The following is a 23,164-nucleotide window of genomic DNA, read 5'->3' as shown; positions in this document are numbered from 1 at the left end:
CCACGTGGCAGACGGAGCGACCGCCCGCATGGGCGCCCCCGCCTCGCCTGCGACGTCTCCCGCGGTGACCCCGGTCGCCGGTCGTGCTTCGGCACGGCCGGCGGCCGGCGGCCCCGGGGACCGTCGCGGCGGTGGCAAGACCCTTCGCCGGAACCTGGAGATCGCGTTCTTCGTGACGCCGGCCCTGGTGCTCTTCCTGGGCTTCGTGGTGTGGCCGATCATCAAGGCCGCCCAGATGTCGGTGTACCGCTGGAAGGGCTTCGGCCCCATGGTCGACTTCGTCGGCCTCAAGAACTACGTCAGCGTGCTCCAGAACGAGGTGTTCACCGACGCGCTGGTGCACAACCTGATCATCGTCGTGGCGTCGATCGCCATCCAGCTCCCGCTGGGTCTCGGCATCGCGCTGCTGCTCAACCGCAAGATGCGCGGCCAGGGCACCCTGCGCACCATCATCTTCGTCCCGTACGTGCTGGCGGAGGTCATCGCCGCCGTCGTGTGGTTCCAGCTCCTGCAGCCGAAGTACGGCGTCATCGACACCATGCTCGCGGCGATCGGCCTGTCCGGCCCGGAGCAGGGCTTCCTCGGTGACCCGGACGTCGCGCTCTTCACCGTGATCGTCGTGCTGACCTGGAAGTACCTGGGCCTCGCGATCATCCTGTTCCTCGCCGGCCTGCAGGGCGTGCCCGACGAGCTCTACGAGGCGGCGCAGCTCGACGGCGCCGGCTGGTGGGACATCCAGCGCCGCATCACGATCCCGCTGCTGGGTCCGACGCTGCGCACCTGGGCGTTCCTGTCGATGATCGGCTCGCTGCAGCTGTTCGACATGGTGTGGATCCTCACCGGCGGTGGCCCGGCCAACTCCACGACCACCATGGCGACGTTCCTCGTCACCGAGGGCACCAAGCGCCAGAACTACGGCATCGCCGCCGCGGCGTCCGTGATCCTCTTCGTGGTCGCCCTGGTCGCGGCCCTCCTCTACCAGCACTTCATCCTCCGGCGTGACACGCTCGGGGACGCCCCGCGGAAGAAGGCGAAGGCATGAGCGTCGCACCGATGGTCCGCCCGCCGGCCGCCGTCTACCAGCCCGAGCGCAAGCAGAAGACGGGCAACGCCCTCCAGGGCGGCAACCCGCTCGTGTGGGCGATCGCGCTCGTCGTCATCGGCCTCACGCTGGGCCCCGTGCTCTACGGGATCCTCGGCGGCTTCCGCACCAACGCGCAGCTCGCCGAGTCCCCGGCCGCGCTGCCCGACCCGTGGGTGTTCAGCAACTACGCCAAGGTGCTGACCAACTCGAGCTTCTGGACGTACGCGTTCAACTCGACGCTCATCGCCGTGCTCACCACCGCGATCGTCGTCGTGTTCGGGATCATGGCGGCGTACCCGCTGGCCCGGTACCAGTTCAAGGGCCGCGAGGCGCTGTTCACGGTGTTCGTGCTGGGGCTGCTGTTCCCGACGACCGTCGCGATCATCCCGCTGTTCATCATGATCACCCGCGACCTGCAGCTCGGGAACACCTGGTGGGGCGTCGCGCTCCCGCAGGCCGCGTTCGCGCTGCCGGTGACGATCGTCATCCTGCGGCCGTTCCTCATGGCGCTGCCCAAGGAGCTCGAGGAGGCCGCGCTCATCGACGGCGCGTCCCGGCTCGGCGTGTTCTGGCGGATCCTGCTGCCGCTCTCGGCGCCCGGCATGGTCACCGTCGGCGTGCTCGCGTTCGTCGGCTCGTGGAACGCCTACCTGCTGCCGCTGCTGCTGCTGCAGGGCGACATGCGCACGCTGCCGCTCGGCGTCGCGGACTACTCCTCGGAGTACTCGTCCGACACCGCGGGCGTGTTCGCGTTCACCTCGCTGGCCATGATCCCCGCGCTCGTGTTCTTCCTCGCGATGCAGAAGCGGATCGTCAACGGGCTGCAGGGCGCGGTCAAGGGCTGAGGCCCGCACGCGTCGCGCCGGCGGGTCGTGCCCGCCTCCGGAACACACAGCACGTCCAGAAGGAGTGGATCCGTGACGGATCTTCAGGTGTCGCGCCCCGCGGGCGTCGACGAGCGCGTGCAGGACCTGCTCGCGCGCATGACCCTCGAGGAGAAGCTCGCCCAGATCGTCGGCTTCTGGGAGAAGTCCGACGGCGAGGCCGTGGCTCCTCTGCAGGGCGAGTTCACGCGCGAGCAGACCCTCGACGACGCGTCCCGGCACGGGCTCGGGCACCTCACCCGCGTCTACGGCACGCGGCCGGTCGACCCGGCGACGCGCGCGCGGTGGCTCTGGTCGTTCCAGCGTCGCCTCGTCCGCGAGACCAGGCTCGGGATCCCCGCGCTCGTGCACGAGGAGTGCCTCACGGGGCTGTCCGCGTGGCGCGCCGCGACGTTCCCGACGCCGCTCGCGTGGGGCGCGTCGTTCGACCCCGAGCTCGTGACCCGCATGGGTGAGGTCATCGGCTCGTCGATGCGGCAGCTCGGCGTGCACCAGGGCCTCGCGCCGGTGCTCGACGTCATCCGCGACCCGCGCTGGGGCCGTGTCGACGAGTGCATCTCCGAGGACCCGTACCTCGTCGGCACGCTCGGCACGTCGTACGTCCGCGGCCTGCAGTCGACGGGCGTGCACGCGACGCTCAAGCACTTCGTGGGCTACTCGGCGTCGCAGTCGGGCCGCAACTTCGGGCCCGTGCACGCGGGCCCGCGGGAGATCGCGGACGTGCTGCTGCCGCCGTTCGAGATGGCGATCCGCGACGGCGGGGTGCGCTCGGTCATGAGCGCCTACGTCGAGATCGACGGCGTCCCGGTCGCGGCCGACCCGACGATCCTCACGGACCTGCTGCGCGGCACGTACGGGTTCGACGGCACGGTCGTCGCCGACTACTTCGGCGTCGCGTTCCTGCACCTGCTGCACGACGTGGCGGGCGACCTCGGCGAGGCGGCGGGCCAGGCGCTCGCCGCGGGCGTCGACATCGAGCTCCCCACGGGTGACGCGTACCTCGAGCCGCTCGTCGCCGCGATCCGCGCGGGCAAGGTCGACGAGGCGCTCGTGGACCGGGCCGTGGCGCGCGCGCTGCGGCAGAAGGCCGAGCTCGGGCTGCTCGACGCGACGTACGACGACGAGCCGCCCACGGACGTCGAGCTCGACAGCGCCGAGCACCGGGAGATCGCGGCGCGCCTCGCGGAGGAGTCGGTCGTCCTGCTGACGAACGACGGCACCCTGCCGCTGCGGCCGGGCCTGCGCGTCGCGGTGATCGGCCCGAACGCGGACCGGCCCGAGGCGATGTTCGGCTGCTACTCGTTCGTCAACCACGTCCTGCCGCACCACCCCGAGGTCGGCGTCGGGATCGACGTGCCGACGCTGCGGCAGGCGCTCGCCGCCGAGCTCACGGGCTCGACGGTCGTGTCGGCGCGCGGGTGCGCGGTCGACGACGACGACCGCAGCGGGTTCGCCGACGCGGTGCGCGTCGCGACCGAGTCGGACGTCGCGGTGCTCGTCGTGGGCGACCACGCGGGCCTGTTCGGCCGCGGCACGGTCGGCGAGGGCTGCGACCGCGACGACCTCGAGCTGCCGGGCGTGCAGCGCGAGCTCGTCGAGGCCGTCCTGGAGACGGGCACGCCCGTCGTCCTCGTGATGCTCACGGGCCGGCCGTACGCGGTCGGCTGGGCCGTCGAGCGCTGCGCCGCGGTGGTGCAGTCGTTCTTCCCGGGCGAGGAGGGCGGTCCCGCGCTGGCGGGCATCCTGTCCGGTCGCGTCAACCCGTCGGGCCGGCTGCCGATCAGCCTCCCGCGGTCGGCGGGCGCGCAGCCGTTCACCTACCTGCACCCGACGCTCGGCGGGGACGGCGACGTCACCAACCTCTCGACGAAGCCCGTCCTGCCGTTCGGGCACGGGCTGTCGTACACGACGTTCACGCACTCCGACCTCACGGTCGAGCCGACGGCCACGACGGGCGGCCCGCTCGTCGTGACCGTGCGCGTGACGAACACCGGCGAGCGCGGCGGCGACGACGTCGTGCAGCTCTACGGGCGGGACGTCGTCGCGAGCGTGACGCGTCCGGTCGCGCAGCTGCTCGGCTACCAGCGCGTGCACCTCGAGCGCGGCCAGACGGCCGTCGTCGAGCTGGTCGTGCCCGCCGCGCGGCTCGCGTTCACCGACCGGACGGGGGAGCGCGTCGTCGAGCCGGGCGACCTGGACCTGTGGGTCGGCCCGTCGTGCGTCGAGCGCGAGACGGAGGCGCGCGTGACCCTCACGGGCGACGTCCACCGGATCACGCCTGCGGACGGCCGCTGGACGGCGACCGTCGTCCGCTGACCCGTTCGCACGGCCGGAGGGCCGGGGCTCGCTGCTGGTGAGCCCCGGCCCTCCGGCGTCCGTGGACCACGGTGCGGACGTGCACCGGCCCGTGGCCTGCGGCGGCGTACTGTGACGAGGCGCTACCGCCGGGTAGCCGACCCTTGTGCCGCTCTGCCTCGCCGCCAGGCGCTCCCGCACCGACGAGGTCCCCTCGAAGGAGAACTGCCGCGATGAGCCGTCCCCTGCGCTCTCGTACCTCCACCCACGGCCGCAACATGGCCGGCGCCCGCGCGCTGTGGCGCGCGACGGGCATGACGTCGGAGGACTTCGGCAAGCCGATCGTCGCGATCGCGAACTCGTACACGCAGTTCGTCCCGGGGCACGTGCACCTCAAGGACATGGGTGACCTCGTCGCGTCGGCGGTGCGCGAGGCCGGCGGCGTCGCCAAGGAGTTCAACACCATCGCGGTCGACGACGGCATCGCGATGGGCCACGGCGGCATGCTCTACTCGCTGCCCAGCCGCGACCTCATCGCCGACTCGGTCGAGTACATGGTCAACGCGCACTGCGCCGACGCGCTCGTGTGCATCTCGAACTGCGACAAGATCACGCCCGGCATGCTCAACGCGGCGCTGCGGCTCAACATCCCGGTGATCTTCGTGTCGGGCGGGCCGATGGAGGCCGGCAAGGCGGTGATCGCCGACGGTGTCGCGAAGACGCACCTCAACCTCATCAACGCGATCAACTACTCCGCCGACGACAACGTCTCCGACGAGGCACTGGGCCGCGTCGAGGAGAACGCGTGCCCCACGTGCGGCTCGTGCTCGGGCATGTTCACGGCCAACTCGATGAACGGCCTGACCGAGGCGCTCGGCCTGTCGCTGCCGGGCAACGGCTCGACGCTCGCCACGCACTCCGCGCGTCGGGAGCTGTTCCTCGAGGCCGGCCGCACGATCGTCGACCTCGCCCGCCGCTACTACGACGACGAGGACGACAGCGTCGCGCCGCGCTCGATCGCCAACCGTGCCGCGTTCGCCAACGCGATGGCGCTCGACGTCGCGATGGGCGGCTCGACCAACACCGTGCTGCACGTGCTCGCCGCCGCACAGGAGGCCGAGCTCGACTTCACGCTCGCCGACATCGACGCGATCAGCCGCCGCGTGCCGTGCCTGTCGAAGGTCGCGCCGAACCACCCCGACTTCCACATGGAGGACGTGCACCGCGCGGGCGGCATCCCCGCGCTGCTGGGCGAGCTCGACCGCGCGGGCCTGCTCGACCACGACGTCACGTCCGTGCACACGCCGACGCTGCGCGCGTGGCTCGACGACTGGGACGTCCGCGGGGGCCGCGCGACCGAGCGGGCGCAGGTGCTCTTCCACGCGGCGCCGGGCGGCGTCCGCACCACCGAGGCCTTCTCGACGTCGAACGTGTGGGAGTCGCTCGACACCGACGCCGCGAACGGCTGCATCCGCGACGTCGCGCACGCGTACACCGTCGAGGGCGGGCTTGCCGTCCTGCGGGGCAACCTCGCCGAGGACGGCGCGATCATCAAGACCGCGGGCATCGACCCGGAGCTGTTCCACTTCGTCGGCACCGCGCTCGTGTGCGAGTCGCAGGACGAGGCCGTCGACAAGATCCTCCGCAAGGAGGTCCAGCCCGGCCACGTCGTCGTCGTGCGGTACGAGGGCCCCTCGGGCGGCCCCGGCATGCAGGAGATGCTCTACCCGACGTCGTTCATCAAGGGCCGCGGCCTGGGCAAGGTGTGCGCGCTCATCACCGACGGCCGCTTCTCCGGCGGCTCGTCCGGCATCTCGGTCGGGCACGTCTCCCCGGAGGCGTCGGCCGGAGGAGCGATCGCCCTGATCGAGGACGGCGACGAGATCGAGATCGACGTCGAGACGCGGCTCATCCGCATCAACGTCCCCGACGAGGTCCTCGCCGAGCGTCGCGCCAAGATGGAGGCGTCGGAGAACCCGTGGCAGCCGGTGAACCGTGACCGGTACGTGTCCCCGGCGCTCCAGGCGTACGCCGCGATGGCGACGTCCGCCGACCGGGGCGCTGTCCGCGACGTGAGCCGCATCCGCCGCGCCTGACGCCGTGGGTGCCGGGGCGTCGGGCCGCGCGGCCGGACGCCCGGTCGTCGCGCGCCGCGTCCCGCACCGCCCGCGCGGCTCGGCCGGTGCGGTGCGTCAGACGGGCCGACGGCTGGTCTGGGGCGTCCGCGGGCGCGGGACCGTCCTGATCCGGGTCGGCCGGTCGAGCAGGGGTCCGATCTCCTCGCGCGGCGCCGGCCGGCCGAACAGGTAGCCCTGACCCTCGGGACACCCGAGCGCCCTCAGCGCCTCGGCCTCGTCGTCGGTCTCGATCTGCTCGGCGACGGCGGGCAGGTCGAGGCTCGCGCACAGGTCGACGATCGCGCTCGCCAGCGCGCGCCGGCGGCGGCCCTCCTCGCCGGGCTCGGCCGCGAACCGCGTGAACGCGCCGTCGATCTTCACGATGTCGACGGGCAGGCGCTGGAGGTAGGCGAGCGACGAGTAGCCGGTCCCGAAGTCGTCGATCGCGACCCGCACGCCGTGCTCGCGCAGCCGCGCGAGGTGCGACTCGACGAGCGTCGCCTCGGGCTCCTCGGCGGTGAGCAGCGCGGTCTCGGTGATCTCCAGGACCAGCGCGCGTCCGGGCAGGCCGGCGTCGTCGAGCGCCCGCAGCACCTGGTCGACGACGTCGGGCTCGCGGAGCTGACGGGGAGAGACGTTCACGTGGACGCGCACGCCGTGGCGCTCGAACCACGGCCGCACGTCGGCGCACGCGCGACGCAGGACGTGCTCGCCGATCGGGACGATCAGGCCGGTGTCCTCGGCGACCGGGATGAAGCCGTCGGGCATCACGAGCCCGTCGGGCGACTGCCAGCGCAGCAGCGCCTCGACCGACTGCACGCGGCCCGTGCCGAGCGACACCACGGGCTGGTAGTGCACGACGAGCTCGTCGCGCTGCACCGCGTGCCGCAGCCCCTCGGCGAGGTGCGACCGGCGGTCCTGCGCGACCCGCAGGCTCGTGTCGAACAGGCGCACCTGGTTCTTGCCGGCGGCCTTCGCGGCGTACAGCGCCAGGTCGGCGTCGCGCAGGGTCGCCTGCGGCTCGACGGTCGCGTCGACCAGCCGCACGCCGATGCTGGAGGTGATCCGCACGGTCCGGCCGTCGACCGCGAACGGCTCGCCGAGCGCGCGGACGAGCCGGGTCGCGACGTCACGCGCGTCCGCCTCGTCGGTGTCCTCCAGCACGACGGCGAACTCGTCCCCGCCCAGCCGCGCGAGGGTGTCGTCCGCGCCGACGACGCGACGCAGCCGTCGGGCGACCTGCACCAGGAGGTCGTCGCCGACGTGGTGGCCGTGGTCGTCGTTGACCGTCTTGAAGCCGTCGAGGTCGACCATGAGCACGGCGCGCTCGCCGGCGCCGCGGAGGTCGGGGGCGGACAGCCGCTCGGTGAACCGGGTGCGGTTGCCGAGGCCCGTGAGCGGGTCGTGCTGCGCCTGGTGGCTGAGCAGCTGTTGCAGCGCGCTCTGCTCGTGCAGCGCGTGCGCGAGCTCGGCGGCCTGGCGGTCGAGCTGGATCGCCCGCCGTTGCGCCGTGCTGGTGCCCACCACGAGCCGCGCCACCAGGAACGCGGACAGCGCGGTCACGGCGAGGACGGGGACCGCGAGGTCCGACCATGCCATCGTCACGGTCGAGCCGACCCGGAACGTGAGCAGCAGCGCGGCGGGGCCGAGGGACGCGATGACGAAGAAGACGAGTCCGCGCGCGAGCGTGAAGCCGCGGCTCGGCTCGGCGTCGGGCGATCCCATGACCCCCGGGTGCAGCGCGGCCGTGCCGAACAGCACGAACCACACGAGCCACGCAGCGCTGCCGACACCCTCGGCCAGCGAGGTGTCGAGCACCGAGATGCCGGGGTTGCCGTCGCCGATCAGCGTGAGCGTGTACAGGACGTCGCCGGTGGTCGACGCGGCGACACCGGCACCGAGCAAGAGGTAGGCACGGTTGCGCGCGCCGTACCGGAAGAGCAGCCGGGACGCCATGAGCACCACGCCCAGCCCCATGCCGAGCGAGGCGATCGCGACGACGTGCGCGGAGTCGTCGAGCGCCTCCCGGCCGAGGAAGCTGCGGAAGACGAGCGCCCAGTAGAGCAGCGCCGCGCCGACCACCACCACGACGGCGTCCATCGTCGCGGTCTCGTGGCGTGACCGCAGCGAGTTGCGGGGGAGCAGCGTGAACCCGACCGCGAGCAGCACGTAGGCGGGGGTGTACGCGATGTCGAACCACCACGGGATGACGTCCGCGTCACCCGCTGACACGTACCAGCCGGTCCACACCAGGTCGGTCGCGGCCCACCACGCGGTGCCCGCGGTCAGCCACCACCACGCGCGCGCGATGTCACCGCGGTGCCGGCGCACGCCGACGACCATCGCGGCGCACGCGAGCACGGGCACCACGTCCCACAGCAGCTCGCCCGTCCACCCGGGCACGACCATGACGATGGCGGTCAGCGCGAGCCCGACGACGAGGAACCGTCGCCAGGTCACGACGCCCGGCACGCGGGCGCGTCCGGACGTCACGTCCGACGCGGTCATCGACGCCTCCGGGTCCTCGGTCCTGTGCGCACGGAGCGCTGACGGCGGGGCTGCTGACCGCACGTGAGGGAGACCGCACGGCCCCCTCGCCCTCGGATCGGCACGCGCGGCGCGCGCATGAGCCTCGGCGACGCACAGCACCCGCCCGGCGCAGGTGGTCTGCGTCACGCGACCCGGCCGCGGGCCCGCGCTGGAGCGGGGCGTACCGGTGGTGACGCGCAACGTCGCCGACTTCGCGAGCGTCGACGGCCTGGCCGTCGTCGACCCCTGGCGGCGCTCCCCCTGACGCCCGCGGGTCCGGGCGTCGGGAGAGTGTCCGCCTGCCCGGCTTCCGGCGGTCGAGCGGCCGGTCTCCGTGCCCGGACGGCGTCGGCTGCCTAGTCTCGGCTCATGACGACGACGCAGGACGGCACGGTCGACATCAAGCCGCGGTCGCGGCAGGTCACGGACGGTCTGGAGGCGACGGCGGCGCGCGGCATGCTCCGGGCGGTCGGCCTCGGGGACGAGGACTTCGCGAAGCCGCAGGTGGGCGTCGCGTCGTCGTGGAACGAGATCACGCCGTGCAACCTGTCGCTGGACCGGCTCGCGAAGGCGGTCAAGGACGGGGTGCACGCGGGCGGCGGGTACCCGCTGGAGTTCGGCACGATCTCGGTGTCGGACGGCATCTCGATGGGCCACGAGGGCATGCACTACTCGCTGGTCAGCCGCGACGTCATCGCGGACTCGGTCGAGACGGTGATGATGGCCGAGCGGCTCGACGGGTCGGTGCTGCTCGCGGGCTGCGACAAGTCGCTGCCGGGCATGCTCATGGCCGCGGCGCGCCTGGACCTGTCGAGCGTCTTCCTCTACGCGGGCTCGATCATGCCGGGCTGGGTCAAGCTGTCCGACGGGACCGAGAAGGACGTGACGATCATCGACGCGTTCGAGGCCGTCGGCGCGTGCGCGCGGGGCCTGATGAGCCCCGAGGACGTGGACCGCATCGAACGCGCGATCTGCCCGGGCGAGGGTGCGTGCGGCGGCATGTACACCGCGAACACGATGGCGTCGGTCGCCGAGGCGATGGGCATGTCGCTCCCGGGTTCCGCGGCGCCGCCGTCGGCGGACCGTCGCCGCGACCAGTTCGCGCGCCGCTCGGGCGAGGCCGTCGTCGAGCTGCTGCGCCGCGGCATCACGGCGCGCCAGATCATGACGAAGGAGGCGTTCGAGAACGCCATCGCCGTCGTCATGGCGTTCGGCGGCTCGACGAACGCGGTGCTGCACCTGCTGGCGATCGCGCACGAGGCCGAGGTCGACCTCACGCTCGACGACTTCAGCCGCGTCGCGGCGCGCGTGCCGCACCTGGGCGACCTCAAGCCGTTCGGCCGGTACGTGATGAACGACGTCGACCGCATCGGCGGCGTGCCCGTGCTGATGAAGGCGCTCCTCGACGCGGGCCTGCTGCACGGCGACTGCCTCACGGTCACGGGCAAGACGGTCGCGGAGAACCTCGCCGACATCGCCCCGCCGGACCCCGACGGCAAGATCCTGCGCGCGCTCGACGACCCGATCCACCGCACGGGCGGCATCACGATCCTGCACGGCTCGCTCGCGCCGGAAGGGGCGGTCGTGAAGTCGGCGGGCTTCGACTCCGACGTCTTCGAGGGCACCGCGCGCGTGTTCGAGCGCGAGCGGGCGGCCCTCGACGCCCTGGAGGACGGCACGATCCAGGCGGGCGACGTCGTCGTCATCCGCTACGAGGGCCCCAAGGGTGGGCCGGGGATGCGCGAGATGCTCGCGATCACGGGGGCCATCAAGGGGGCGGGGCTCGGCAAGGACGTCCTGCTCATCACGGACGGCCGCTTCTCCGGCGGGACGACGGGCCTGTGCGTCGGGCACATCGCGCCCGAGGCAGTCGACGCCGGGCCGATCGCGTTCGTGCGCGACGGCGACCGCATCCGCCTCGACGTCGCGCACGCGACCCTGGACCTGCTGGTCGACGAGGCGACGCTCGCCGAGCGCGCGGCCGGCTGGGCGCCGATCGCCCCGCGGTACACGCGCGGCGTCCTCGGCAAGTACCAGAAGCTCGTCCAGTCGGCGTCGAGGGGCGCGGTCCTCTCGTAGTCCGCCCCGCAACGCCACCCGGCCTCCGGCCCGAGGCCGGGGACGCTCGTGTGGAAGGTGCGTCGCACTGAGCGCGACGGATCTTCCACGCCGGCGGCCCACCACGCGGGGCGTCAGTCGCCGGCGATCGCGCGGAGGGCCGCGAGGTGGTCGCGGAGGGCCGTGCGGCCGTCGGGCGTGAGCGCGAGCCAGGTGCGGGGGCGCTTGCCGACGTAGCCCTTGCGGACGGTCACGTAGCCGGCCTGCTCCAGGACGGTCACGGCCTTGGAGAGGGCGGAGTCGCTGATCTCGACGGCGTCGCGCACCGCCCCGAACTCGGCCTCGTCGGTCGCGGCGAGCGCGGCGACGACGGACAGGCGCACAGGGGAGTGGATGACCTCGTCGAGCCGGGCCCGCGCGGGCTCGCCGACGGCGTCGGGGCCGGGGAGCGGCGGTGTCACGCCTGCGCCTCCCGCCAGGCCCCGCGCGCGAGCGGGAACGTCGCGACGACCGCGGCGGCGAACCACCAGAGGACCGACTCCCGCAGCCACGTGAGCCCGACGACCAGGGCGATCGCGTAGACGACGCCCCACGTGGTCACCGCCGCGACCCAGCGCCGGCCCATGCCCTGCTTGGTGACGGGCGCGCCGCGGAGCCAGGCGAGCGAGAGGACGAGCAGGGTCAGGCCGTAGGCGCCGGCGAGCGTGAGGGCGCCGGTGTCCTCGGGGACGGTCGACAGCGCGACGAAGAACATGAACGTCGACGCCGCGTGGCCCGTGAGCCAGAGGGCGTGCCGGTTCTGGCCGCTCGCGCGCAGGGTGCCGGCCGCGGCGGCGGAGCGGGCGAGGAGGGTGCGGGCCTCGTCGGGCGTGGGGGTGGTCGTCTCGTGTTCCGTCATGCGAGTAGTTTCCACAACGGAAAGTAGATGCGCAAGAGGGAGTTGTTCCCGACCGCATCGACCGGTGCGTGCGCGGTTCAGCGCGTGTGCAGCACGAAGTCCTGGATCGCCACGACCGCGGCGCCGCGTGCCCACTGGGCGAAGTCGCCCGGCTCCACGACGAGGTCGACCGGGGTGGCCTGGGGGTGGCGGTCGGCGGTGACCGCCGTGCGCACCGCGTCGCCGGCGACCACCGCGAGGTCGACGCCCTCGCCGGTCAGCACGACGCGCTCGGGCATCGTGAGGTTGGCGACGGCCGCGACGAGCCGGCCGAGCGCCCGACCCGCGTCGTCGACGATGCGGCGGGCGGCCGGGTCGCCCGCGCGGGCGAGGTCGAGCAGCTCGGTCGACGTGACCGGGCGGCGCAGCGCGACCGCCGCCTCGGCCTCGAGCGCCTCGGTCGTGAGCATCGCCGCCGCGCACCCGCGGTGACCCTCGGGGCACAGGGGGCCGTTCGGGTCGAGGGGGTAGTGGCCGACGAGCCCGAGGCCCATGTCCGGGTGGCGCACGAGGCGGTCGTGCACGACGAGGCCGTACCCGACCCCGGCGCCGACCGTCACCACCGCGAACGTCCGCGCGTCGCGGCCGGCGCCGAACCAGTGCTCGGCCGAGGTGAGGGCCGCGACGTCGTTCTCGACGACCGCGGGCAGCCCCGTGCGCTCGCGCACGAGGGTGCCGAGCGGCACGTCGTGCCAGCCCAGGAAGGGTGCCAGGTGGACGGTCGTGCCGTCGGGTGAGTGGCCGCCCAGGCTCACGCCGATGCCGGTCGGGCCGCCCGCCTGCGCCGTCCCCGCGGGTGCGTCGGCGACCACGGCGTCGGCCAGGTCGGCCACGACGGCGACGACCGCGGCGGGGTCGTCGCCGGGCAGCGCAGCGGACCGCGTCGCGACGACGGTCCCGCGCAGGTCGACGAGCACGGCGTGCGCGCTGCCGACGGCGAGGTTGACGCCCACGAAGTGGTGCGAGGAGACGTCGACGTCGAGCGGCTGGCTGGGCCGGCCGACGGCCGGACCGGGGCGCGCGGACGACTCGACGAGCAGGCCGCGCCGCACGAGGTCCTTCGTGAGCCGCGTCAGGGTCGGCTGCGAGAGGTCGAGGCGGCGGGCGAGCTCGGCACGGGACAGGGGCCCGCGCAGCAGCACCTCGAGGGCGACCTGGAGCTCGCTGCCGCCCTCGGCCCACTCGGGCCCGCCTGTCGGTGCCGCCACGGTCGCCTCCGCTCACCGGGCGTCGACGGACGACGCCTCACCGCCGACCTTACCTTCCGATTCGGAAGCAATGCAGCCGAACCGATCCGGGAAAATGGGATCGCGACCACAGTTGACGGCGAGGTTACTTCCACAGTGGAATGAATCCGTGCTCACGCCCACCCGACTCACCGCACCGCTCCACCTCCGCTCCGGCGGCACGAGCGTCGTCCTCGACACCAGCGACGGCGGACTCCCGCGCGTCGTGCACTGGGGACCGGACCTCGGTCCGCTCGACGACGACGCCCTGCGCGGGCTGCTCGCCGCCGCGTGCGCGATCCCCGTGTCCGGTGGTCTCGACGTCGCCGTCCCCGTCACGCCGCTGCCGGAGGCCTCGACCGGCTGGTCCGGCACCCCGGGTCTCGCCGGCCACCGCGCGGGCGCCGGGTTCAGCCCGCGCCTGCGGACGACCGCCGTCGACGGTCCCACGCAGGGTGACGACGGCGTCCTGCGCGTCACGACCCACGCGGTCGACCCCCAGGCCGGGCTCGGAGTCGACGTCGACCTCGAGCTGCACCCCAGCGGTGTCGTCCGCCTGCGCGCGGCCGTGCGCAACACCGCCGACACCCCGTTCGACCTGCACGGCGTCCTCCCCGCCCTGCCCGTCCCGGACACGGCGACGGAGCTCCTCGGCACGACCGGCCGGCACCTGCGCGAGCGCAGCCCGCAGCGCCTCCCGTTCGTCGCGGGCAGCCACGTCCGCGAGGCCCGCGGCGGGCGTCCCGGCGCCGACTCGACGCTCGTCCTCGTCGCGGGCGAGCAGGGCTTCGACGCGCGACGCGGGGCGGTGTGGGGTGTGCACGTCGGCTGGAGCGGCAACCACCGGTTCGCCGCGGAGCGCACCCCGCGCGGCGACGCCGTGCTCAGCGGCGGCGAGCTGCTGCTGCCGGGCGAGGTCGTCCTCCAGCCGGGCGAGCAGTACGTGTCCCCGTGGCTGTACGGCAGCCACGGCACGGGTCTCGACGAGCTCGCGAGCCGCTTCCACACGTACGTGCGGTCGCGCCCGCAGCACCCGCGCACGCCGCGACCCGTCACGCTCAACACGTGGGAGGCCGTCTACTTCGACCACGACCTCGACCGGCTGCGCGCGCTCGCGCGCACCGCCGCCGACCTCGGCATCGAGCGGTTCGTCCTCGACGACGGCTGGTTCGGGTCGCGTCGCGACGACACGCGCGGGCTCGGCGACTGGGAGGTCTCGGCGGAGGCGTGGCCCGACGGCCTGCACCCGCTGATCGAGACCGTGACGGGCCTCGGCATGCAGTTCGGGCTGTGGGTCGAGCCGGAGATGGTCAACCCGGACTCCGACCTCGCCCGCGCGCACCCCGACTGGCTGCTCGCCGTCCCCGGCCGTCTGCCCGTGCCCGCGCGCACGCAGCAGGTGCTCGACCTCGGCCGACCCGAGGCGTTCGCGCACGTCCTCGCCCGCCTCGACGCGATCCTCACCGAGCACGACATCGCCTACCTCAAGTGGGACCACAACCGCGACCTGATCGACGCCGGTCACGGGCACCTCGGCGTCCCCGGCGTGCACCGCCAGACGCACGCCGTCTACCGCCTGCTCGACGAGCTGCGCGCACGCCACCCCGGGGTCGAGATCGAGTCGTGCGCGTCCGGCGGTGCCCGCGTCGACCTCGGCATCCTCGAGCGCACCGACCGCGTCTGGGTGTCCGACACGATCGACCCCGTCGAGCGCGAGCAGATCCAGCGCTGGACCGGCCTGCTGCTGCCGCCTGAGCTCATGGGCCAGCACGTCGGCGGGCCCGTCTCGCACACCACGGGCCGCCGGCACGCCCTCTCGTTCCGCGCCGCGACGGCGTTCTTCGGCCACTTCGGCGTCGAGTGGGACGTCACGCAGGCGACCGACGACGAGCGGGCCGAGCTCGCCACCTGGATCGCCGCGCACCAGACGCACCGCGACCTGCTGCACACCGGCACCCACGTGCACGACGAGCCCGCGGACCGCGCCCTGCGCGTCGACGGCGTGGTCGCGCCCGACCGGTCCGCCGCGATCTTCGCCGTCACCCAGCTGACGACGAGCGTCACGAGCCCTCCCGGATCCGTCCGGCTCCCCGGGCTCGACCCGGACGCGCGCTACGACGTGCGCCCGCTCCCGCCCGGGAACACCATCGAGGGACACGGTCGCGGCCCCCTGGCCTGGTGGGACGAGGGGGTCCGGACCACCGGACGCGTCCTGCAGCAGGTCGGGCTCCGCGCCCCCACCCTCTTCCCCGAGCGGACAGTCCTCGTGCAGGTCCGGCGCACCGACGCGCCGGCCGCACCCGGCACCGGGGGCGCCGACGCCGCCCGGCCGACGTCAGGAGGCATCGCATGACCAGGAGACGGGCGAGCAGACGCACGACCGCGGCGCTCGCGGCCGCGGCCCTCCTGCTGCCGCTGGCCGCGTGCGCGCGCGGCGACGACCGCACGACGATCACGTTCTTCCAGTTCAAGCCCGAGGCCGTCGAGTACTTCGAGGACCTCGCCGCGCAGTTCGAGGAGCAGAACCCCGACGTCCGCGTCGTCGTGCAGAACGTGCCCGACCCCGAGACGGCGCTGCGCACGCGGCTCGTGAAGGACGACGTGCCCGACGTGCTCACGCTCAACGGCAACGGCACGTTCGGCGAGTTCGCGTCGGCCGGCATCTTCACGGACTTCGCGGACGACCCGGTGCTCGACGACATCAACCCCGGGTTCGTCGAGGTCGTGCAGGCCCTCGGCCAGAGCGCGCCCGGCGCGGTCAACGGCATCCCGTTCGCGGCCAACGCGAGCGGCGTCCTCTACAACGAGGAGCTCTTCGCGCAGCACGGCGTCGAGGTGCCGACCACGTGGGGAGAGCTCATCGCCGCGGCCCAGACCTTCCAGGACGCGGGCGTCACGCCGTTCTACGGGATGCTCGCCGACGCGTGGACCGCGCAGTCGCCGCTCGCGCCGCTCACCGCGCAGACCGCCCCCGAGGACTTCTTCGAGGAGCGTTTCGCGGGCGAGACGACCTTCGCGGAGGGCTGGCTCGAAGCCCTCGAGAAGGAGGGCGAGCTGTACGAGTACACGCAGCCCGACCCGGCGGCCGTCGGCTACCAGGAGGGGACGCGCGCGTTCGCGGGCGGCGAGTCCGCGATGCTGCTGCTCGGCTCGTACGCCGTGCCGCAGATCCGGACGTTCGAGCCGCAGTTCACCGTCGGCTCGTTCGCGCTCCCCGCGACCGACGACCCCGAGCGCACGACGCTCGTCTCGGGCGTCGACGTGCTGGTGACGACCGGTGCGGACAGCGCGCACCCGGAGGAGGCGCAGCGCTTCGTCGAGTTCCTCCTGCAGCCCGACGTGGTGCAGGAGTACGCGGAGGCGCAGGTCGCGATCCCCGCGATCGAGGGCGCCGCCAACCCTGACCCCGCGCTCGCGGGTGTCCAGCAGTACATCGACGACGAGCGGCTGGTCGGGTTCACCGACCACCAGTTCATCCCCGCGATCCCGCTCGCGCCGCTGCTCCAGGAGTACCTGCTCGGGGGCGACGCGCAGACCATGCTCACGCAGCTCGACGAGGACTGGGACAAGGTCGCGGCCCGCCGCACCTGGGGCCTGGGGAAGGTGCAGGAAGGATGACCGCCACGACGGCCCCCGCGCGGACGGGGGCGGACCGGCCGCAGCGCATCCGCCGCGGCGGCATCGCCTCGCGGACCGCACGCGCGTTCTACTGGATGGTGCTGCCGGCGTTCGCGCTGTTCTTCCTGCTGCACACGGTGCCCGTGCTGCAGGGCATCTACTACAGCTTCACCGACTCGCCGGGGTACGGCCCGTACGAGTTCGTGGGCCTCGCCAACTACGTCGCGCTGTTCACCGACGACCGCGTGCTGCACGCGTACGTCTTCACGTTCCAGTTCGCGATCGTCGCGACGGTCCTCGTCAACGTGATCGCGCTCGGCGTCGCGATGGCGCTCAACAGCCGGATCAAGTTCCGCACGACGCTGCGGGCCGTCTACTTCGTCCCGTACGTGCTGGCGATCCTCGTCGTCGGGTACGTGTTCCAGTACCTGTTCGCGATCTCGATCCCCGCCATCGCGCAGTCGCTCGGCAACGAGCGGTTCTCGACGTCGATCCTCGGCGACGAGAACCTCGCGTGGATCGCGATCGTCGTCCTGGCCGTCTGGCAGGCCGCGGCGTTCAACATCGTGCTCTACCTCGCGGGTCTCCAGACGGTCCCGCACGAGCTCTACGAGGCCGCGTCGCTCGACGGCGCCGGGTCGTGGCGCAAGTTCACGAGCATCACGTTCCCGATGATCTGGGGCTTCTTCGTCATCAACATGGTGCTCGCGCTCAAGGGGTTCCTGCAGGTGTTCGACCACGTCATCGCCATGACGGGCGGTGGTCCGGGCACGGCGACGGAGTCGGTCGGCGTCCTCATCTACAAGGGCGGCTTCCAGGGCGGCGAGTTCGGCTACCAGCTCGCGAACGCCGTCGTCTTCATGGTCGTGATCATCGTGTTCGCCCTCGTCCAGTTCCGAGTCCTGCAGCGTGGAGAGGGGAACGTCGCATGACCGCCACCGCCGCACCGCCCGTGGGCGGCCTCGTCGGCGACGACGCCGACGCCGTCGACACCACCGGTCCGCGCCGCCCGTCGTGGCGCCACCGTCGCCGCGCCGCCGAGCCCGGCGAGCCCGGGGGCCGCACCAACTGGTGGCTCACGGGGCTGATGATCTTCCTGTCCCTGAGCATCCTCGTGCCGATGTACCTCGTGGTCGTGACGGCGCTCAAGACGCCCGACCAGCTCTCGGGAGCCGGGTTCGACCTGCCGAGCCCCGTGACGTTCGGGAACTTCGGGGAGGCGTGGCGGCTCACGGACTTCCCGCGCTCGGCGCTCAACAGCGCGGTCATCACGGTCGGCGCGGTCGTCCTGACCCTGCTGACGAACTCGATGGTCGCGTACGCGATCGCCCGGAACATGCACCGCAGGCTGTTCAAGGGGCTGTTCTTCTACTTCATCGCGGCGCTGTTCGTGCCGTTCCCGATCCTCATGCTGACGGTCGCGAAGCTGACCGCGCAGCTGCACCTGGACAACCAGGCCGGGCTCATCCTGCTGTACACGGTGTTCGGCCTGTCGTTCAACGTGTTCGTGTACGTGGCCTACATCCACTCCATCCCGAAGGAGCTGGAGGAGGCCGCGATCATGGACGGCGCCAACGCGTGGACGGTGTTCTGGAAGGTGATCTTCCCGCTCCTGAGGCCGATGAACGCGACCGTCGGCATCATCACGTGCGTGTGGGCCTGGAACGACTTCATGCTGCCGCTCGTCATCCTGTCCGACCCGGAGGCCGCGACCCTGCCGCTGCAGCAGTACGTCTTCCAGGCGCAGTTCTCGACGAACTACACGGTCGCCTTCGCCTCGTACCTGCTGGCGATGGTCCCGCTGCTCGTCGTGTACGTGCTCGCGCAGCGCTGGGTGATCTCCGGCGTCACGCGCGGCGCGATCAAGTGACCCCGCCGCGGCCCGCGCACCGAAGCCGCCGCACCGCACCGCTCGCTGACGGAAGGACCGAGATCGCATGACGTGGACCGTCGAGGACGCCCCGTGGTGGACCCGCGCCGTCGTCTACCAGGTGTACCCGCGCTCGTTCGCCGACTCCGACGGCGACGGCGTCGGGGACCTGCGGGGCGTCCTCGACCACGTCGACCACCTCGCCGCGCTCGGCGTGGACGTCGTCTGGCTGTCGCCGATCTACCCGTCGCCGCAGGACGACAACGGGTACGACATCAGCGACTACCAGGACGTCGACCCGTCGTTCGGCACGCTCGCCGACCTCGACGCGCTGCTCGTGGCGCTGCACGAGCGCGGCATGCGGCTGGTCATGGACCTCGTCGTCAACCACACGTCCGACGAGCACCCGTGGTTCGTCGAGTCGCGCTCGTCGGCGGACAGCCCGAAGCGTGACTGGTACTGGTGGCGCCCGCCGCGGCACGGCATGGCGCCGGGGCAGCCGGGCGCGGAGCCGACGAACTGGCGGTCGTTCTTCTCGGGTCCCGCGTGGGAGCTCGACGAGGCCACGGGCGAGTACTACCTGCACCTGTTCAGCCGCAAGCAGCCCGACCTCAACTGGGAGAACCCCGAGGTCCGGCAGGCGGTCTACGCGATGATGCGCTGGTGGCTCGACCGCGGGGTCGACGGCTTCCGCATGGACGTCATCAACCTCGTCTCGAAGGACCCGGCGCTGCCCGACGGCCCGGTCCGCGACGGCGTGCTCGGCGACGGCAGCGCGGCCTACACGAACGGGCCGCGCATCCACGAGTTCCTCGCCGAGATGCACCGCGAGGTGTTCGCAGGGCGCCCCGACCGCCTGCTCACGGTGGGGGAGATGCCCGGCGTCACCGTCGAGCACGCACGCCTGTTCACCGACCCCGCGCGCGCCGAGGTCGACATGGTGTTCCAGTTCGAGCACGTCGGCCTCGACCACGGGCCGGGCGGCAAGTTCGACGTGCGGCCGCTGCGGCTGCGCGACCTCAAGGCGTCGTTCGGCCGCTGGCAGGCCGAGCTCGCCGACGTCGGGTGGAACAGCCTCTACTGGAACAACCACGACCAGCCGCGCATCGTGTCCCGCTTCGGCGACGACGGCGCCTACCGGCGCGAGTCCGCGACGATGCTCGGCACCGTGCTCCACCTGCACCGCGGGACGCCGTACGTCTACCAGGGCGAGGAGCTCGGGATGACGAACGCGCGGTTCGACTCGTTCGACGACTACCGCGACATCGAGTCGCTGCGGCACGTCGCCGAGGCCCGCGCGCACGGGCACGCGACCGACGACGAGCTGCTCGACGGGCTCGCCGCGATGAGCCGCGACAACGCGCGCACGCCCATGCAGTGGGACGCGTCGGAGCACGCCGGCTTCACCACCGGCACCCCGTGGCTTCCCGTCCACCCGAACCACGTCGAGGTCAACGCGGCCGCGGCGCGCGCCGACGAGCGGTCGGTGTTCCACCACTACCGCCGCCTGATCGAGCTGCGGCACACCGACCCGGTCGTGGCGCTCGGCGACTTCACGATGCTGCTGCCCGACCACGAGCACGTCTACGCGTTCACGCGGTCGCTCGACGGCGACGCCCTGCTGGTGCTCGGGAACTTCTCGGGCGACGAGCAGGACGTCACGGTCGACGTCGCCGCGGGCTCGGCGCTCGTGCTCGGGAACTACGACGACGACGCCACCCCGGACGGCGACGGGCGGGTCCGGCTGCGGCCGTGGGAGGCGCAGGTCCGGCGCGTCGCGCGCTGACGCGACGCGCGGGGCACGTCAGGAGGTCTGCACGTCCACGACGACGCGCACCGGGTCCTGCAGGACGAACACCCGGAACGGCCGCCGCTCGCCCGCGACGCCCACGACGGACTGCGTCATGCCCTCGAACGTCAGCGGGCGCGTGACCTGCACGACCGTGCCCTCGCGCGGGCCGACGTCCTGCGGGAACTCGTCGTGGCCCGTGTCGTGCGGGTAGCCCGTGCCGGTCAGCCACACGTCGAGCACCGTGTCGCCCGCGACGTCGACGGGCTCGCCGCTGCCGTCCTGCACCGCCTGGTCGACGTACCCGACGCGGTACCCGGGGACGCCGCCGCCCGCGACCTCGTAGACGACCCGGTCGTAGCCGTCGTGGGTGCCGACCCGGACGTCGACGACGGTGACGCGCGCGCCGGACGGCTCGGCCGTCGCCGTCGTGGTCGCGGGCGCGAAGCCCTCGGCGGGCTCGCCCTCCGGTGCGGCCGGCGCCGGCGCGGTGACCGACGCGCTGGGCGTCGCCGGGGCGGTCGCGCTCGCGCTCCCGCCCGTCGTGGGCGTGGGGCCGTCCCCGTCCGGACCGCCCGTGCCGCACGCCGCCGTCGTGCCCAGCACCAGTGCTGCGAGCGCGCCCACGGACGCCCTCCGGATCCTCGTCATCGGTCCCTCCTCGTTCCGCGTGCTCCGAGGCTAGGTGGCGTGACCCCGTCGGCGTCGGAGGTTGGGCCGGGCGGGTGAAGACCGCCGCCCGCGGGGTCGCGCGGCGCCGGCCGTGCCGATGGGACCGGTGAGGGGAGGTCCGACATCGACGCAGGCAGCGAGCCCGCGGTGCGCGTGCGCGGGCTGCGCAAGACGTACCGGACGTTCACGCTCCGCGAGGTGGTCGCGGTCGACCACCTCGACCTCACGGTGCCCGCGGGCGGCGTGCACGCGTTCCTGGGCCCCAACGGGTCGGGGAAGACGACGACGATCCGCATGCTGCTCGGCCTCGCGCGCCCCGACGCCGGCGCCGTCCACCTGTTCGGCACACCCGTGCCCGAGCGGCTGCCGGACGTGATCGGCCGCGTCGGCGCGATCGTCGAGAACCCCAAGTTCGTGCCGGGCTTCTCGGGTCGTCGCAACCTGCGCCTGCTCGCGACCGCGGTGGGCGTCCCGCACACCCGCGTCGAGGAGGTGCTCGAGCGGGTGGGCCTGCGCGAGCGCGGCGTCGACCAGTTCCGCCGGTACTCGCTCGGCATGAAGCAGCGGCTCGCGATCGCCGCGACGCTCCTCAAGGACCCCGACCTGCTGATCTTCGACGAGCCGACGAACGGGCTCGACCCCGCGGGCATCCGGGACGTGCGCGCGACCATGCGCGGCCTCGCGGACGAGGGGCGCACGGTCCTGGTGTCGAGCCACATCCTGGCGGAGGTCGAGCAGGTCGCCGACACCGTGTCGGTCGTCGCGCACGGCCGCCTGGTCGCCGAGGGCACGGTCGCCGACCTGCTCGCCGCCGACGGGACGCCGTCCGTCCGGGTCAGGGTCGCCGACCCGGCGCGCGCCCACGCGCTGCTGGCCGCGCGCGGCTGGGGCGTGCGGGCCGACGGGAGCACGCTCGACGTCTCGGGGGCGCCCGGCCCGTCGCAGGTGAACGAGGCCCTGGCACGCGGCGAGGTGTTCGCGGACGAGGTCGTGGTGCTGCGTCGCGACCTCGAGTCGGCGTTCCTCGAGCTCACCTCCGCGCCACGACCGGCGACCGGTCCGGCGGCGCCCACCGCGGTCCCGGCGGGTGCGCCGTGACGCGGCTGCTGCACGCCGAGCTCGTCCGCGCACGGTCACGCCCCTTCGTCTGGTTCGTGTCCGCGGGCGTCGTCCTCGGCGTCCTCGGGCTCGTGCTGAGCGGGTGGTGGGACTCACGACCCCCGAGCGCGGCCGAGGTCGCCGCAGCCGACGAGGCCTACCGCACGGACCTCGCGGCGTGGCAGGAGCGCGTCGCGCCCTGCGACGACGACGACCCGTCCGTGCATCCCGACCTGCCGCCCGCCGAGGCGACCGCGCGGTGCACGTCACGGCCGCCGGTGCCCGCGCAGTACCAGGAGGTCCGGCCGGACGTCGCGACGCTGCTCGTCGAGCGGCTCCCGTCGACCGGGCTCATGATCACGCTCGCCTGCCTCATGGTGGGCGTCGGGCTCGTGACCGCGGAGTTCGCGTCGGGCTCGATGGGCACCTGGCTGACGTTCGCGCCGCGCCGCGGTCGGGTGTTCGTCAGCAAGCTCCTGGCGGGCGCCGTGGCGGCGGTGCCGTGCGTCGCGACCGCCCTGGTGACCCTCGTCGTCGGCCTGCTCGCGGTCGGCGTCGTCAACGGGCTCGCGATCGGCACGCCGGTGGCCGGCTGGGCGGGCGTCGGGGCGGTGGCGGGCCGCTGGCTCGCGACGGGCCCCGCGTTCGCGGCGATCGGCGTCGGGCTGGCGTTCGCGCTGCGGCACGCGACGGCCGTGACGGGCATCGCGGTCTGGTGGGTCGCGGCGACCGAGAGCGCCCTGCCTCTCGTCCTGCCGGAGTCGCGGTGGCTGCCGCTGTCGACCAACGTCACGGCGTGGACCGCGGGCAGCGCGCAGTACGTCGTCCCGTCGTGCGTCCCCGACCCGGCCCGCGCCGGCAAGGAGCTCTGCGACCTCGTGGTGCACGCGGTGCCGATGGGACAGGGCGGCCTCGTCGTGCTCGTCGTCGTCGCCACCGCGGTCGCCGGGGGCTGGCTGTCGTTCCGGCTGCGCGACGTCGCCTGAC

17 protein-coding genes are annotated in these 23,164 nt (G+C 73.3%); 12 read left to right on the top strand and 5 right to left on the bottom strand.

Going from position 1 to position 23,164, the window contains the following annotated elements:
- The first annotated feature begins 28 nt into the window (after positions 1 to 28).
- The 4 genes from OOT42_RS14535 (at position 29) to ilvD (OOT42_RS14520) (ending at position 6,359) form a co-directional block, all read left to right on the top strand.
- Positions 29 to 1,042 (top strand): carbohydrate ABC transporter permease, encoded by a 1,014-nt coding sequence (locus tag OOT42_RS14535; RefSeq protein WP_273654850.1) that lies wholly within the window; start codon positions 29 to 31, stop codon positions 1,040 to 1,042.
- Positions 1,039 to 1,929 (top strand): carbohydrate ABC transporter permease, encoded by an 891-nt coding sequence (locus OOT42_RS14530; RefSeq protein ID WP_273651898.1) that lies wholly within the window; start codon positions 1,039 to 1,041, stop codon positions 1,927 to 1,929. The genes OOT42_RS14535 and OOT42_RS14530 overlap by 4 nt, the downstream gene beginning before the upstream one ends.
- Before the next feature lie 138 nt (positions 1,930 to 2,067).
- Positions 2,068 to 4,284: a glycoside hydrolase family 3 N-terminal domain-containing protein gene (locus OOT42_RS14525; RefSeq protein ID WP_273654849.1), complete on the top strand. Its 2,217-nt coding sequence runs from the start codon at positions 2,068 to 2,070 to the stop codon at positions 4,282 to 4,284.
- A 212-nt stretch (positions 4,285 to 4,496) separates the two neighbouring features.
- Entirely contained in the window at positions 4,497 to 6,359 is a 1,863-nt protein-coding gene (gene ilvD / locus OOT42_RS14520; protein ID WP_273651897.1) for a dihydroxy-acid dehydratase, read from the top strand.
- A 96-nt stretch (positions 6,360 to 6,455) separates the two neighbouring features.
- On the opposite strand, the gene OOT42_RS14515 is transcribed toward ilvD (OOT42_RS14520), so the two are convergent.
- A complete protein-coding gene (locus OOT42_RS14515; protein ID WP_273651896.1) occupies positions 6,456 to 8,888 on the bottom strand; it encodes a putative bifunctional diguanylate cyclase/phosphodiesterase in 2,433 nt (810 codons plus the stop codon).
- Between the two features lie 390 nt (positions 8,889 to 9,278).
- On the opposite strand from OOT42_RS14515, the gene ilvD (OOT42_RS14510) reads away from it, so the two are divergent.
- Positions 9,279 to 10,988 carry a dihydroxy-acid dehydratase gene (gene ilvD / locus OOT42_RS14510; protein ID WP_273651895.1) on the top strand — a complete coding sequence of 570 codons (1,710 nt, stop codon included), beginning with the start codon at positions 9,279 to 9,281 and terminating at the stop codon, positions 10,986 to 10,988.
- A gap of 113 nt (positions 10,989 to 11,101) precedes the next feature.
- On the opposite strand, the gene OOT42_RS14505 is transcribed toward ilvD (OOT42_RS14510), so the two are convergent.
- The 3 genes from OOT42_RS14505 to OOT42_RS14495 form a co-directional block, all read right to left on the bottom strand.
- Positions 11,102 to 11,428 (bottom strand): winged helix-turn-helix domain-containing protein, encoded by a 327-nt coding sequence (locus OOT42_RS14505; protein ID WP_273651894.1) that lies wholly within the window; start codon positions 11,426 to 11,428, stop codon positions 11,102 to 11,104.
- Complete coding sequence (locus OOT42_RS14500; RefSeq protein ID WP_273651893.1) at positions 11,425 to 11,865, bottom strand: hypothetical protein; 441 nt, start codon at positions 11,863 to 11,865, stop codon at positions 11,425 to 11,427. Before OOT42_RS14500 ends, OOT42_RS14505 begins: the two co-directional genes overlap by 4 nt.
- Positions 11,866 to 11,942: 77 nt before the next feature.
- Complete coding sequence (locus OOT42_RS14495) at positions 11,943 to 13,112, bottom strand: ROK family transcriptional regulator (RefSeq protein ID WP_273651892.1); 1,170 nt, start codon at positions 13,110 to 13,112, stop codon at positions 11,943 to 11,945.
- Between the two features lie 148 nt (positions 13,113 to 13,260).
- Between OOT42_RS14495 and OOT42_RS14490 the strand changes: the two genes are divergently transcribed.
- The 5 genes from OOT42_RS14490 to OOT42_RS14470 all read left to right on the top strand — a co-directional run bounded on the left by OOT42_RS14490 (position 13,261) and on the right by OOT42_RS14470 (position 20,404).
- Positions 13,261 to 15,483, top strand: coding sequence for an alpha-galactosidase (locus OOT42_RS14490; protein ID WP_273651891.1), 2,223 nt, complete (start codon positions 13,261 to 13,263; stop codon positions 15,481 to 15,483).
- Positions 15,480 to 16,748 (top strand): ABC transporter substrate-binding protein, encoded by a 1,269-nt coding sequence (locus OOT42_RS14485; RefSeq protein WP_273651890.1) that lies wholly within the window; start codon positions 15,480 to 15,482, stop codon positions 16,746 to 16,748. The genes OOT42_RS14490 and OOT42_RS14485 overlap by 4 nt, the downstream gene beginning before the upstream one ends.
- Entirely contained in the window at positions 16,745 to 17,680 is a 936-nt protein-coding gene (locus OOT42_RS14480) for a carbohydrate ABC transporter permease (protein ID WP_273651889.1), read from the top strand. The genes OOT42_RS14485 and OOT42_RS14480 overlap by 4 nt, the downstream gene beginning before the upstream one ends.
- Positions 17,677 to 18,618 (top strand): carbohydrate ABC transporter permease, encoded by a 942-nt coding sequence (locus tag OOT42_RS14475; protein WP_273651888.1) that lies wholly within the window; start codon positions 17,677 to 17,679, stop codon positions 18,616 to 18,618. Before OOT42_RS14480 ends, OOT42_RS14475 begins: the two co-directional genes overlap by 4 nt.
- A 67-nt stretch (positions 18,619 to 18,685) precedes the next feature.
- Positions 18,686 to 20,404 (top strand): glycoside hydrolase family 13 protein, encoded by a 1,719-nt coding sequence (locus OOT42_RS14470; RefSeq protein ID WP_273651887.1) that lies wholly within the window; start codon positions 18,686 to 18,688, stop codon positions 20,402 to 20,404.
- A gap of 18 nt (positions 20,405 to 20,422) precedes the next feature.
- Here OOT42_RS14470 and OOT42_RS14465 read toward each other — a convergent pair whose 3' ends face one another.
- Positions 20,423 to 21,058 (bottom strand): AMIN-like domain-containing (lipo)protein, encoded by a 636-nt coding sequence (locus tag OOT42_RS14465; RefSeq protein ID WP_273651886.1) that lies wholly within the window; start codon positions 21,056 to 21,058, stop codon positions 20,423 to 20,425.
- 168 nt (positions 21,059 to 21,226) lie between these two features.
- Between OOT42_RS14465 and OOT42_RS14460 the strand changes: the two genes are divergently transcribed.
- Positions 21,227 to 22,177, top strand: a complete 951-nt coding sequence (locus OOT42_RS14460; protein ID WP_273651885.1) for an ABC transporter ATP-binding protein — start codon at positions 21,227 to 21,229, stop codon at positions 22,175 to 22,177.
- Positions 22,174 to 23,163, top strand: a complete 990-nt coding sequence (locus OOT42_RS14455; RefSeq protein WP_273651884.1) for an ABC transporter permease subunit — start codon at positions 22,174 to 22,176, stop codon at positions 23,161 to 23,163. Before OOT42_RS14460 ends, OOT42_RS14455 begins: the two co-directional genes overlap by 4 nt.
- Position 23,164: the final 1 nt, after the last annotated feature.

The sequence above is a fragment of the Cellulomonas fimi genome (assembly GCF_028583725.1).
GTDB classification, from domain to species: Bacteria; Actinomycetota; Actinomycetes; order Actinomycetales; family Cellulomonadaceae; genus Cellulomonas; species Cellulomonas fimi_B.
Note: the sequence above shows the minus strand (reverse complement) of the source record. Positions and strands in the feature narration are given on the sequence as shown.